We start from the raw sequence: 15164 nt of genomic DNA on the forward strand, positions 1-15164 counted from the left end.
ATCACTCACTCCTCAAACTCCTCACCGGATTAGCCAGCGCAGCCCTTATGCTTTGATAGCTTACCGTTAGTATGGCAATTAAAAACACCATAACCATTGGCATTATAAAAAACCAGGCGCTAAAATCAATGCGGAACTTATAGTTCTGCAGCCATTTGTAGCAACCCCAGTAAGCCAGCGGCAAGGCTATCGCGTTGGCAATAAGGATCAGTCCTATAAAGTCTTTTGAAATGAGCAGCAATATATTTGATACCGATGCACCCAATACTTTGCGAATGCCTATTTCTTTAATACGTTGTGTTATGGTGATCAATGTTAAACCGAAGAGGCCAAGACAGGCAACAAAAATTGCAAAGCCCGAAAACAGGCTGAATACCTGGCCAAAATGTTGCTCAACCTTATATTGCTGATCAAAAAATTCATCTAAAAAGAAATATTGGAATGCAGCCTCTGGGAATACATTTTTATACGTTTTTTCTATCTGTGCAATAGTTTGCGGCAAATTGCTGCTGTTAAACTTTACCTCGTAATGCGTTACACTTGAAGGGTCTATCGCGCGAACAACAAGCGGGGTATAATCATCTTTTAATGAGGTTTGATGGAAATTTTGGATTACACCTATCACCTCATTCTCAAACACCCGGCCACGGCCGTTTTTTGTTTCTACAAATTTACCAACGGCGTCCTGTGCGTTTTTAAAACCAAGGGAAATAACGGCTGCCTCGTTAAGCATCATGGGGCTTTTTGAAAAATTGGTTCTTGCCGTAATTTTTTCACCTGCAATTACTTTTACTTTAAATTGGTCCAGGAACCTGTTACCGATCTCAAGGGTTGATAGCCTCAGGCTTTTTTCGCCTGCTTGTGTATGGCGGGTGTATGACATAATGTAGCCGATACTCTCACCCGGAATGCTGGATGATGAGGTGACATTTTTAATCCGTGGATCGCGCAAAAGCTCATTCTGAAAAACACTGTCCTTCGCTGCGAAATTCATGGCATCCTGGTCTGTAGCCCTTATGTTTTGCGGCGCTAAAACAACCAGGGTTTGTTTCATATCCATCCCGCTGTTTGAGTTTTTCATATAGTTAACCTGGCGGTAAACTACCAATGTGCCCATCATAAAAGCAATGGTGGCAACAAACTGGAAAACAACCAGGGCCTTCCGTAGTGGGATACTTTGGGCATTGTTCATGAATTTGCCTTTTAAGATCTGTACAGGTTTGTAATCTGACAGGATAAGAGCTGGATAGGTGGCCGATAATAAAATGCCTGCTGTTAAAAGCCCAATAAACCCAAATGCAAAATAAGGGTCTTTCCATAAGGTAAAACCTATCTGCACGCCGCAAAGCGCGCTGAACCATGGCATACAAAGCAGTACAATAAATACAGCCACAGCAACGCTGATAACATTCAGCAGCAACGATTCAAACAAAAACTGCTTTATAAGCTGAGCGCGTTGTGAGCCCAGTACCTTACGGATGCCAACCTCTTTTGCCCGCTCAATTACCTTGGCGGTTGAAAGATTTACATAGTTGATATAAGCAATGAGCAGGATAAGCACTGCAATGAGGCCCAAATACCAAACCAAATTGCCATTACCGCCATTGCTGATCTCGTTTGAGAGGTTGGAGTATAAATGGATATCGCGCAGCGGCTGTAAGGAAAGCGTAATGCTATTGATATTGGTTTTTCCTTGTGTTGGACTTGATGCATTCTGCCCGCTTTGAGTGGCGTATTTTTTTATAAAAGCCGGCAGTCTTGCCTCAAAGGTTTTAGGATTTGTTTGTGGCGATAAAGAAACATAGGTATATGAATCCGGATATACCCAATCGCCTGCCTTTGCATCGCCAGATACCAGGAAATCAAACTGCAGGTGCGAATTTGAAGGAACATCCTTACAAACGCCCGTAACCACAACCTTAATATCAGTGCCCGATATCTGCTGCTGGATACGAATAGTTTTACCGGTCGCTTCCTGGCCGGGAAAATATTTTTTTGCCGTGCTTTCGCTAATAACAACCGTATTTGGATCATTAAGTGCCGTAGTTGTGCCTTTCACCATTGGGAAGGAGAATAGCCGCAGAAATGAAGCATCAGCCTGGTACACTTTACTTTCGTTAAAAGCTATTACAGAACCATTGGGTTGCTGGGTAGTTACCAACCCATCAAGTTTTGAAATCCTGGTAAACTCCTGCACCTCCGCAAAGCTGGATTTTAAAGCAGGACCTACTGCTGAGTAGGTTTTAGGCATATTTTCTACCAGGTTTCCCTGGCTATAGTTTTGATGCTTTATGCGGTAGATGTTAGCACCGTTTTTATGGAAGTTATCATAGCTTAATTCAAAGCTTATATACTGCACAATAAGCAGGCATGCTGCCATACCAATGGCCAGTCCCATTATATTAATGAGCGAAAAAAGTTTTTGGCGGATCAGAATGCGCCACGCGATTTTAAAATAGTTTGATATCATTTAGTTCATGGTTAATAGTTCATGGTTCATAGCCGGAGTTTGTTGGCCATTGAGTCATTAGTGTCTTTTGATTCATGACGATAGCCGGATCAATTCTTAACTAATCTCTGGTCTCTAATCTCTAATCACTCACTCTTCAAACTCTTCACCGGGTTCATAAGCGCTGCTTTTATACTTTGATAGCTAACCGTTAATAATGTTATTGCCATTGCGCCAAGTGCGGTTATGGCAAAGATCCACCAGGTTATCTCCGACCGGTAAGTATAGCCTTGCAGCCAGCTATGCATAAAATAATAAGCGGTTGGTGTTGCAATCAGTAGTGAAATAGCGATCAGTACCACAAAGTCTTTTGATAACAAACGCCAGAGGTTAAATACGGTTGCACCCAATACTTTGCGCACACCAATTTCCTTTATGCGTTGCTCGGCCATAAACGATGCCATGCCGAACAGCCCCAGGCAGCTGATAAATATAGCCAGGCCTGCAAAAGCGCTAGCCAGCTTGCCTATCCGCTCCTCGTTGCCGAATTTTTTGGCATACTCAGTATCTGCGAACTGATAATCAAATGGCTGGGCAGGATTATATTTTTTAAACACCCGGCCTATTTTATCAATAGCCTCGCTTGCACTTATTTTTGAATTTATTTTGAGGATCACAAAATCTTCACCTCCTTTTGCCATGTGATAAAGCATGGGTCTCACCGGCTCATATGGTGATTCAACAACCATATCTTTAATTACTCCGATTACTTTAAACGGTACACCATCCCAATGGATGGTTTCGCCTACCGGTTTTTTAAGTCCCATAAATTTTGCAGCCGTTTCATTAATAACAAAAGCAACAGAGTCGGTTAAAAATTGCGCAGAGAAATCGCGTCCGTCTTTAAACTGCCAGCCTACGGTTTTGCCGTAATCGGGCGATACATCAATATTGGGGAAATCAACGGCGAGCGATGGATCTTTGCCCTTCCAGTCAAAACCGGCATTTGTTGAATACACACCGGTTGTAGGGCTGCCGGTTTCGGCTATGCTGGTAATAGTACCGGATTTAAATAGCTCATCTTTAACCGCAGCAAACTGTTTATGTACGTCGCCCGTAACCATTGGCAGCATTACAAGGCCATCCCTTGTATAACCAACGGGACGGTTTTTGGCGAATTGAATTTGCCGGTAAACTATAATGGTGCCAATAATTAAAGTAACTGAAACAGTGAATTGTGTTACCACCAATACTTTGCGGGGAATAGCTGCCAGGCGGCCTACCTTAAAAGTGCCTTTCAATACCTTTGCCGGCTGAAATGATGACAGATACAACGCCGGGTAACTTCCGGAAATAAGCCCTGTTATCAAACTAAAACCAATCCCCATTAGCCAGAACAAAGGACTGCCCCAGGGGATAGACATTTTTTTACCGGACACATCATTAAAAAATGGAAGCCCAAGCTGTACAAACAGGAGAGCCAGCGCAAAGGCAAAAACAACCACCAACAACGATTCGCTTAAAAACTGGTAAATGAGCTGCACACGTAAGGAGCCTATAGCCTTGCGGATGCCTACCTCTTTTGCCCGTTTTTCAGACCGGGCGGTGCTCAGGTTCATGAAATTGATGCAGGCCAGCAGCAGCACAAAAACACCGATAATGCCAAACAGCCAAACATACTGGATGCGCCCGCCTACAATTTTGCCGTTTTTAAAATCCGAGTACAGATGCCAGTTCTTCATCGGATCGAGGAAAATCTGCGGTTTCTGTTTCAGTTCGCTTTTATCTACTTTGCTAAGCTTTACATCTTTTATTCTTGCCGAAGCCGTTTTCATATCAACGTTATCGGCAACCTGTGCAAAAGCCAGGTAGCAGTTGCACCGCCAGGTATCCTTTTGCTGCTTCATTCCCTGCACGGTCGATAAAAGCTCCCACGGCGCAATGAAGTTTACATCGGCAAAAGTTGAGCTATAAGGAAAATCCTGGTAAACACCGGTTACTTTTACCACCAGGTTATTATCAATCTTCATTACCTTATTCATCGGGTCGGCATCGCCAAAGTAGATTTTGGCTGTTGACGCGGAGAGAATAACGGATGAAGGGTCATTAAGGGCAGTTTTGCTGCCTTTCAGCATATTTACCGAAAACATATCAAGCGCCTGGGGCTCCAAAAATGTACCGCTTTTGGTTAACTTCTTATCACCAAGCGTAAGTATGTGGTTATAGGTAAACGAGGCCATGCTGACAGCCTTAAAATTGCTGCCATAGTTTTTAAAGATTTCGGCGCCTATAGGCCAGGGTACACTTGTGCCTGTGCCGGTTTCGCCGTTAATGTTAAAGTTTTGCCTCACCTGCGCAAGACTGCTGTAGTTTTTAAAGTTTTTGTCGAATGATAGCTCATCCCAGATCCATAATCCTATCAGCATAGCTACCGCCATACCAACAGATAACCCCGCAATGTTAATGAAGGAATGTACCTTGTTTTTAACAAGATTGCGGAACGCGATTTTTAAATAATTCTTTATCATTGTTGTTGGTCATTAGTCATTACGTCATTAGTCATTGTGTCATTGGGCATTAGCTATTTGTAGTGGTTATCCAAATGACTAATGACACAATGACCAATGACTATTCACTCTTCAAGCTTCTCACCGGATTTGCCAATGCTGCTTTTATACTTTGGTAGCTAACTGTTAACAGGGTAATTACCATTGCGCCAATTGCTGCGATAGCGAAGACCCAGCCACTTATTTCGGTGCGGTACTGGTAGCTTTGCAGCCAGTTATGCATAAAATACCAGGCCATTGGCGATGCTATCAGTAACGATATGGTTACTAGTACCACAAAATCTTTTGATAATAATTGCCATAGGTTAAATATCGTTGCGCCCAATACCTTGCGCACGCCAATTTCTTTAATGCGTTGCTCAGCTGTAAATGATGCCATACCAAACAAACCAAGGCAGCTGATGAATATGGCCAGACCCGCAAAACAGCTGGCCAGTTTACCTATCCGTTCTTCATTATCAAACTTGCCGGCATAATCATCATCAACAAACTGGATGTTAAAAGAGGTTGAAGGGTCGTATTTCTTTAAAATGGCCTTGATCTTATTCATTGCGGCATGTGCACTTACCAGCGGGTTAATTTTTATGTTGATGTTTGATAGCTGGCTCCAATTTTTTGGTAAATAAAAGAAGGATTGTTTAGCGGTTTCATAAGCCGACTGATTAACCATATCTTTTACTACACCAATAATTTTATACTTGCCATTACCAATCCACTCGATAGTTTCCCCAATAGGATGTTTAAGGCCCATGAATTTTACGGCTGCCTCATTAATTATAAAGCCCGAAGAATCTGACAGAAATGCGGGATTGAAATCGCGGCCTTCTTTGATTTGCCAGTTCACCGTTTTTCCAAAGTCGGCAGTTACAGACATGCTGTTGAATTGCTCCTGTACAACGGGATCTTTTCCTCTCCAGGTAAAACCACCATTGCTAATGTATATTGCGGTTATGGGGCTCTCCGATTCGGATACATTACTTACTGAACCGCTTGCAAGCAGGTCATTTCTTAAAGCCTGATATTGTTTGTTCAAATCCTGCGTTTGCAGGCTTACATTTAATAAATTATTTCGGCTATAGCCGACAGGTCGGTTTTTAGCAAACTGGATCTGCTGAAAAACTACTATGGTGCCGATAATGAGCACTACCGACACGGTAAATTGCACTACTACCAGCACCTTGCGTGGAATAGCCGCTAATCTGCCCACCCTGAATGTTCCCTTCAGCACTTTTACCGGGCGGAAGGATGATAAATATAATGCCGGATAGCTCCCCGCAATAAGCCCGGTAAATAAAGTAAAGGCGATGCCCAAAATCCAAAACAATGAATTGCCCCACAAAATACTTACTTTTTTAGCCGCAAGCTGATTAAATTCGGGCAGGCATAGCTGAACAAAAAGGAGTGATAAAAAGAATGCAAGAATAGCGATCAATAACGATTCGCTGTAAAACTGTGCAATAAGCTGGCTGCGGACGGAGCCGATAGCTTTGCGAATGCCAACCTCTTTTGCCCGTTTTTCGGAACGCGCAGTGCTCAAATTCATGAAATTGATACATGCCAGCAGCAGCACAAACACGCCGATTATGCCAAACAGCCAAACGTACTGGATGCGGCCACCTGTGTTTATCCCGTTTTTAAACTCGCCATATAAGTACCACTTGCCCATAGGGTGCAGGAACAGCTGCGATTTGTGACGGGCATCGCTATTATTCAGGCCCCGCAGTGCGTTTAGCTTTAGATTCTTAATTTTTGCTGATACCTGTGCCATGTCGGCATTGTCGGCAATTTGAACAAACGTTTGGAACCAGCTGGCACCCCACGGATTATTAAACCTGCCGGGATAATTTTGACTGATGGCCAGCATTTGCCAAGGCGCAATAAAAGTTAAATCGCCAAATGATGAATTTTCGGGCAGATTTTCATAAACGCCGGTTACTTTGGCATTTTGAGTTTTGTCAATCTTTATAAGCTTATTTATCGGGTCAATATTGCCGAAAACTGCTTTTGCTGTTGTTTGGGAAAGTATGATAGATGTAGGGTCGTTTAAACTTTTGGCAGTACCTTTCAGCATTTTTATGGAGAGCATATCGGTAATTGCAGGCTCCATGTAATTACCCTTTTGAGTAACAGTTTTATCGCCGTAGGTTAAAAGGTGGTCGCCGGTCCATGAGGTGATGATCACATGTTTAAAATAGTTGCCAAAATTACTTCGCAGGCCCGGTGCCAGCGGCCAGGCCGATGAGCCCCAGGTTTCCGTTTGGCCATTGATAAAGGAGTTATCCGTTACCCTTGCAATGCGGTCGCGATTTGTATAGCCCGTATCAAAAGATAGCTCGTCCCAAACCCATAAGCCTATCAGCATAGCAACAGCCATCCCCACGGCCAGCCCGCCAATGTTTATCATTGATGAAACCCTGTTATGGATAAGGTTTCGCCAGGCAATTTTTAAATAATTCTTTATCATTTTATTTAGTTCATGGTTGATAGTTCATAGTCGAAACATTTTTTAACTAATCTCTGGCCTCTAACCTCTGATCACTCTGACTTCAAACTCTTCACAGGGTTTGCCAATGCGGCTTTTATACCCTGGTAGCTCACGGTTAAAAGTGTTATCGCCATGGCACCTGCGGCGGCTATGGCAAAGATCCACCAGTTAATTTCGGTGCGGTACTGGTAGCCCTGCAGCCAGTTATGCATAAAATAATATGCCGTTGGCGATGCTATCAGCAGAGCGATAATTACCAACAAGACAAAATCTTTTGACAATAGTTGCCACAGATTAAAAATTGTTGCACCCAATACTTTTCGTACCCCAATTTCTTTTATGCGCTGTTCGGCCATAAACGATGCCATGCCAAACAAACCAAGGCAACTGATAAATATAGCCAGGCCCGCAAAACAACTGGCCAGTTTGCCAATCCGTTCTTCGTTTGCAAACTTTACAGCATATTCCTGGTCCACAAATTTGTAATCAAACGGAGCGGCGGGGCTATAGGTTTTAAAAATACCCCCTATTATATTCAGCGCCCTTTCGGTACCCATAGCAGGATTCAGCCTGATATTAATCACATTGAAATCCCTTTCCCTATTCATCATAAATACTGTTGGCACAGCAGGGTCAAAGGGCGATCGCATTATCATGTTTTTTACCACGCCAATCACTGTAAAATTTTTACCGTGCCATCTTATGGTTTCACCAATAGGGTTTTTCAATCCCATCTGTTTAATTGCCGCTTCGTTAAATATAAAAGCGGCGGAGTCGGTGGTGAACTGTGCGGAAAAGTCGCGCCCCTCTTTTATTTTCCATCCGATGGTTTTACCATAATCAGCCGACGATGAAATGGTGCCGAATGCCGCCTGCCGGTTTGGATCCTTACCTTTCCAGGCTAAATTGTCGGCTCCAGATGAAATGTTTGTTGTAGCGCTTGATGATTCAGACATAAGGCTGATCGCCCCGCTTTTTAACAAATCATTTTGCAAGGCGCTGTAGTGACTTTGGAAGTCGTTATTAAGCGGAATGGTTATTAAGTTATTGCGGCTATAGCCTATCGGCCGGTCTTTAGCAAATTGTATTTGCCTGAATACTACAATAGTGCCGATAATTAAAATTATTGAAACCGTAAATTGTAAAACTATAAGCGCTTTACGCGGCACTGCGGCATATTTGCCGGCCTTAAATGTTCCTTTTAAAACCTTAACCGGCTGAAACGATGATAAGTAAAACGCAGGATAGCTGCCTGCAACTATTCCTGTGAAAAGGCTAAACCCGGTACACAGCATCCAGAACATAGGGTTTGCCCATAAAATGGCTACCTGTTTACCTGCAATGTCATTAAAAACCGGCAGGGCAACTTGTACAATAACCAATGAAAATAAGAATGCAAGCCCTGCAATTAAAATCGACTCACTGAAAAACTGGCCTATAAGCTGGCTTCGCATCGAGCCTATAGCCTTGCGAATCCCTACCTCTTTGCCGCGTTTTTCGCTCCAGGCGGTACTCAGGTTCATAAAATTAATACAAGCCAGTATTAAAACAAAGCAACCGATTATGCCAAACAACCAAACAAACTGGATGCGTCCGCCGGTGTTTATCCCATTTTTAAAATCGGAAAATAAATGCCAGCGGCTCATCTGGTATAAAAACAATGCAGGCTTGGTTGCACTTTTGGTGTTTTCGTATAAAGCGTTTTTGATTTTTACAGAAGCTGCCTCAAACGTGTGATTGGGATTAAGCTGTATATACATTTCCAACGAACTGCTGTGCCAATCGGTCTTTCCGTCGTTACCCTTAAAAAGCAAATCAAGCGGCGCCAGATAAGTAACATCGCTAAAGGTTGTGTTTTTAGGAAGATCCTGGTAAACACCGCTCACCTTAAGCGTGAAACTGTCGCCTGCTTTTATAATTTTGTTCATTGGGTCGGCATTGCCGAATAGTGTTTTTGCAAGCGGTGCCGAAATTAATACCGACGATGGGTCTTTTAATGATGCCCGGTTTCCCTGCAACATTTTAATCGTCATCATCACCGGGAAATCAGGCTCAACAAACGCACCGAATTTGGTTACTGGTTTGTTGTCAACGGCAATAACCTGGTCGCCAAATGTGGCTGCGGCAACATATTTAAAGTTTTCGCCGTATTTGGTTCGCAATTCATTAGCCAGTGGCATCGGTTTGGAACCCTGCGTGCCTATATCATCGCCAAGCTGCTGGTTTTCCATTACCTGGGCAATACCGCCGTAATTTTGATGGTATTTATCAAAAGCAAGCTCGTCCCAAACCCATAAGCCTATCAGCATAGCTACAGCCATCCCAACAGCCAGCCCGCCAATGTTTATCATTGATGAAACCCTGTTATGGATCAGGTTTCGCCAGGCGATTTTTAAATAATTCTTTATCATTTTATTTGGTCATTAATCATTATGCCATAGATAATTCAGCAGTTGGATTTAATCACCTGCTGAGTTACTTTTTCAGATCTTCAATTTATCTAAGGGCATTAACTGCTTACGGCCAACTGCAAACTGTTAACTTCTGAACTTTTATTTATTTTCTTATATAATATAATTACTTATTCTTCAACTAACCTCTGGCCTCTAATCTCTGATCACTCCGAACGCAAACTTTTTACCGGGTTTGCCAATGCTGCTTTAATACTTTGATAACTAACTGTAAGTAAGGTAAGCGTCATTGCACCCAACCCGGTCACAGCAAAGATCCACCATGTTATTACAGATCGATATTGATAATTCTGCAGCCAGTTATGCATAAAATAATAAGATACCGGGGTGGCAATAAGCAGCGAAATAATTATGAGCAGCACAAAATCTTTTGATAACATACTCCATAGGTTAAATACTGTAGCTCCTAAAACCTTTCGCACTCCAATTTCCTTAGTCCGTTGCTCTGCCATAAACGATGCCATGCCAAACAAACCAAGGCAGCTGATGAATATAGCAAGGCTGGCAAAAAAACTTGCAAGCTTGCCAACGCGTTCTTCGTCGCCGAATTTTTTGGCATACTCGTTATCAACAAATTTGTAATCAAAAGGGTCGCCGGGAGCATATTTCTTGCAAATAGCTTCAATATTGCTTATTGCGGCACTTGCGTTCATTTTAGGATTAATGCGGACATTTACCAGGCCTGCACCGCCATCAATATAAAAAATAGTTGGTTTTACAGGTTCATATGGCGATTCCACGATCATATCTTTCGTAACACCCAATACGGTATATTTTTTATCATCCCAGCGTATTATTTGACCAACAGGATTTTTAAGTCCCATGTATTTTACGCTGGATTCATTTAAGATCAATCCATTTAAATCTGAAGCAGATGAATTTGTAAAATCCCGGCCCTGGGTAAATTGCCAGCTTACTGTTTTACCGTACCCGGGAGTTACGGCAAAAGTGGCAAATTCACCAGCGGTACCGGCGTCTTTACCCTGCCAGTTAAAACCGCCGCTTGATCTGCTCCCTTTTGTTATCTGGTTTCCGGATTCAGCAATTTCTGTTATTGTTCTTGTTTGAAGCAACTCATTCCTAAGCGCGTCAAAATTCCTGTGTAGATTCTCTGAATATGGCCTAACCATAATTAATCCGGAGCGACTGTAACCTATTGGACGATTTTTAGCAAAGTGAATTTGTTGCAGCACCACTATAGTTCCAACGATCATTGTTACTGAAAATGTAAACTGAACAACAATAAGTACCTTACGGGGAAGGGTGGCCATTTTACCGGCCTTAAATGAACCTTTTAATACCTTTACCGGCTGAAAAGACGAAAGATAAAAAGCAGGGTAACTGCCGGCAAACAGTCCGCTAATAATTACAAATCCTATCCCTGTTAGCCAAAATGAAGGATTACTCCATAAAATAAATAATTGTTTACCCGTTAATTCATTAAAAAATGGAAGGGTTAATTGCACGAAGAACAACGCCGCTAAAAAAGCCAGAACTGCCACCAACAAAGATTCACTTAAAAATTGCCAGATCAGTTGCCCCCGCAATGAGCCTATTGATTTCCTGATCCCAACTTCCTTAGCCCGTTTTTCTGATCGGGCAGTACTTAGGTTCATAAAATTGATCCCCGCCAGCATTAACACAAAAATGCCAATGACCCCAAAGAGCCAAATATATCTGATACTTCCACTGGTATTTATGCCATTTTTAAACTCTGCATATAAATGCCAGCGACTCATTGGGAAAAGGAAAATTTGCGAATTTCCTTTTTTACCATCCTGGTCTTCATTATTAAGTTTAAGGTCCTTTATTTTTGCTGAAACTTCAACTATATTTTTTTGATCAGCCACCTGGGCAAAAACCTGGAAAGAATTAGCATTCCAGTTGGTTTTGGCTTGCTGCATTTCTGGTGTGTGCTCATATAATTCCCAGGGAGCAATAAATTTAACATCAGTGAAACTTGTATTTGAAGGTAAATCCTGGTATATGCCCGCAACCTTTAAAGTGAAGTTATCTAACTTTAATATTTTGTTTATTGGGTTGGCACTGCCAAAAATAGCCTTGGATACCGATTCTGATAGCAATATTGACGAAGGATCTGTTAAGGCATTTCCTGTTCCTCTCGTCATTTTTAGGGTAAGCATTTCAGGCGCACCGGGTTCCATAAAATTGCCAGGCATAGAGATGTTTTTATCTTCAAATGAAAGGAGGTGGGGGTTGGTCCATGAAGATAATACCACGTATTTAAAATCATTGCCATAAAGATGACGAAGTTCATAAGCCACAGGAATTGGCATAGCTTTCAATGAGTTGACCTCTCCGTTCGTAGTTTGATTCTGCATAACCCGGGCGATATTGTCGTAATTTTTATGGTATTTATCAAACGACAATTCATCCCAGATCCATAAGCCGATCAATACAGCCACTGCCATACCCACAGCCAGGCCACCAACATTGATCAGTGATGAAACCCTGTTGTGTACAAGGTTACGACAGGCAATTTTTAAATAATTTTTTATCATGATGTTAGTTCATTAGGTCACTGTTTTATTGATTCATAGCCGGAGATCGTTTTAAAGTTCAACTAACCTCTGGTCTCTAATCTCTAATCACTCTGTTTTAAGGCTCTTAGCCGGGTTGGCCATTGCGGCCTTAACCGAGCGTACGCTTATGGTTATAAAGGCTAAAAGCATGGCTGCCAAACCTGCTGCAACAAATACCCACCAGTGGATATTTGTACGATATTCAAAATTTTGCAGCCATTTGCTTGCGGCAAGCCAGGCAATTGGCGCAGCAACAATTGCAGCAATTAATACCAGCAACACCAGTTCTTTAGCCAGCATATTTATTATATGACGGATGCCTGCACCCAATACTTTACGGATCCCTATCTCTTTTACACGCTGTTCAGCAGTGAAGGTGACCAGGCCAAATAAGCCCAGGCAGGCAATACTTATTGCAAGCACAGTGAAAATAAGCAGCAGGTTGCCTTGCTTTTGTTCTGATTGATATTGAACGGCAAAGTTTTGATCAAGAAAATGATAATCAACTTTGTTTTCAGAGTCGAACCTGGCATAAACCCGCTGCAGGTAGTTTAGCGCAGCCGGGATATTGGTTTTGCTTAAACGCACATACAGGTTATCCTTGTCATCGGCAACTGCGGGTAAGTTTAATACCATCGGCGATATTTTGTGCTGCAGGGAATAGGTATTAAAATCCTTTGTGACACCTATAATGGTTGAATATTTGATAATGCCGCGATCAACACCTGTGCGTACACGCCTGCCAATTGGGTTTTTCCATCCCAGTTCCTTTATCAATGTTTCGTTAACTATGATTGAATGATTTGCAGTATCTGAAACGCCTTTTATAAAATTACGACCTGTAGCCATTTTTATCTGCATGGCTGGTATAAAATCCTCATCAACTATTAACGACTCCACCATTTTAGTATCAGGCGCATTGTTGCCATCGGCACCAATGTTAAAATCGCTTGAGCCGATATCATTATTGCCTATGGGATTACCCGCAACGGCAACACTCTGAATCAAAGGATTTTGCAGTAATTGGGCTTTAATTTCGTCAGTTTTTGCACGCGCACCCCTGTTATGAATATGGAACGTTAGCATCTGTGATTTGTTAAAGCCAAGATCTTTATTTAAAACATAATGCAGCTGCTGGTAAATTACACACGAGCCAACAATCATTACAATTGTTATAACAAACTGGAAGATAACCAGTCCTTTCCGGAAAAGAATAGTTGACGACTGGTTCCCCAATTGCCCTTTCATTGCCGGGATAGTGTTAAAGCCAGACAGGAACAATGCAGGGTAAATGCCACTGATAATGCCGGTTACAAAAGCGAATACAGCAAATATTGCCAGTGATTTCCTCACCCCAAAGTACCAAACATCTAGTGATTTGCCCGAAAGGTGATTAAAATAAGGCAGGGTCGCCTGGATTAAAACCATACCTAAAATAGTAGCCAATACTGCCAGCAAAATGGATTCGGAAAAGAACATGTAAAGGAGCTGTTTACGGCCTGAGCCGATAACCTTACGGATGCCGATCTCTTTAACCCTTACTGATGAGCGGGCTGTGGTAAGGTTAACATAATTTATTACTGCAATAGCGAGTATTAACAAACCAACAATACTGAATATATATACATAAGCAATGTTGCCGGCATTACCCATCTCATAATCAAGGTTTGAGTGCAGGTGGATAGATGTTAATGGCTGCAGCTCCATTTTGTATTTTACTCCTGCAAGGTCTGCTTTTAAATATTTATTAAAAAAAGCATCAGAGCGGGCCTCTATCTTTTTATAATCGTCATGGTTTTTTAACAGAACAAAAGTAAAGATGCCTGCACTGCCCCATTTGCCTGTTGGGTTTGCATTAAAAGACCGCAGCGCGCTAAATTTAAATGTAGAGTTTGCTGGTACATCATCAATTACACCGGTAACTACCTGCCCATCATTGCCATCAAAGAATACCGTTTTATCCTGGGCTGATGATGGATCGCCAAAGATTTTTTCGGCAAGGGTTTTTGTTAAAACGATAGAATGGGGCTTTGCCAATGCCGTATTAGGGTCGCCTGATAAAAAATGATAGGTGAATACGTTGAATATAGCGGCATCAGTAAATGAAATATCGCCTGCCTGGATCTGTTTATCGCCATAAATTATTTTTCCGCCACCTTCCATATCAACACGGATGGCTTCCTCAACTTCAGGATAATCTGCCTTTAAAGCGGGTGCATAAGGGATTGAGGTTATTGCCAGGTTAAAGCTGCCGCCATTCCATTTACCATGCTGAACTACCCTGAAGATCCTATCGGACTTTTCGTTATAGCGGTCATAGCTCCACTCATCGGTTACATATAATGCAATAATCCAGAAGGCAGCCACGCCAATGGCCAGGCCCCCAATATTTACCAATGAAAAAAAACGGTGCTTATGCAGGTTTCTCCAGGCGATTTTAAAATAGTTTCTTATCATGGTATTTAGTCATTGGTGTGTTGCACTTTACGGCCGTAACAGGTATTCTACAATTCAAAATTATGCCGATAATTTAAATATTTGATTATCAGTAGTTTAGTGATAAATTAAAGTGTGTGTAAATGGTGCATATCCGTACGGTAAGTGTCCGGTTTTGTTACAGTCTAAAATATATTTTCACAATAATTTAAT

Annotated in this window: 6 protein-coding genes; all 6 read right to left on the bottom strand. The window is 42.0% G+C overall.

Going from position 1 to position 15164, the window contains the following annotated elements; genetic code table 11:
- Window position 1 precedes the first annotated feature (1 nt).
- The 6 genes from JWQ54_RS10400 to JWQ54_RS10425 all read right to left on the bottom strand — a co-directional run bounded on the left by JWQ54_RS10400 (window position 2) and on the right by JWQ54_RS10425 (window position 14972).
- Window positions 2-2470, bottom strand: coding sequence for an ABC transporter permease (locus tag JWQ54_RS10400; protein WP_299584137.1), 2469 nt, complete (start codon window positions 2468-2470; stop codon window positions 2-4).
- Between the two features lie 125 nt (window positions 2471-2595).
- Window positions 2596-4977 carry an ABC transporter permease gene (locus tag JWQ54_RS10405; RefSeq protein ID WP_299584139.1) on the bottom strand — a complete coding sequence of 794 codons (2382 nt, stop codon included), beginning with the start codon at window positions 4975-4977 and terminating at the stop codon, window positions 2596-2598.
- Window positions 4978-5077: 100 nt separating this feature from the next.
- Window positions 5078-7480, bottom strand: coding sequence for an ABC transporter permease (locus JWQ54_RS10410; RefSeq protein WP_299584142.1), 2403 nt, complete (start codon window positions 7478-7480; stop codon window positions 5078-5080).
- A 71-nt stretch (window positions 7481-7551) separates the two neighbouring features.
- Window positions 7552-9912, bottom strand: a complete 2361-nt coding sequence (locus tag JWQ54_RS10415) for an ABC transporter permease (protein WP_299584145.1) — start codon at window positions 9910-9912, stop codon at window positions 7552-7554.
- A gap of 206 nt (window positions 9913-10118) precedes the next feature.
- Entirely contained in the window at window positions 10119-12494 is a 2376-nt protein-coding gene (locus JWQ54_RS10420; RefSeq protein WP_299584148.1) for an ABC transporter permease, read from the bottom strand.
- Between the two features lie 87 nt (window positions 12495-12581).
- A complete protein-coding gene (locus tag JWQ54_RS10425; RefSeq protein WP_299584150.1) occupies window positions 12582-14972 on the bottom strand; it encodes an ABC transporter permease in 2391 nt (796 codons plus the stop codon).
- Between the last annotated feature and the right edge of the window lie 192 nt (window positions 14973-15164).

Source organism: Mucilaginibacter sp. (assembly GCF_028288225.1).
Classification (GTDB): Bacteria; Bacteroidota; Bacteroidia; order Sphingobacteriales; family Sphingobacteriaceae; genus Mucilaginibacter.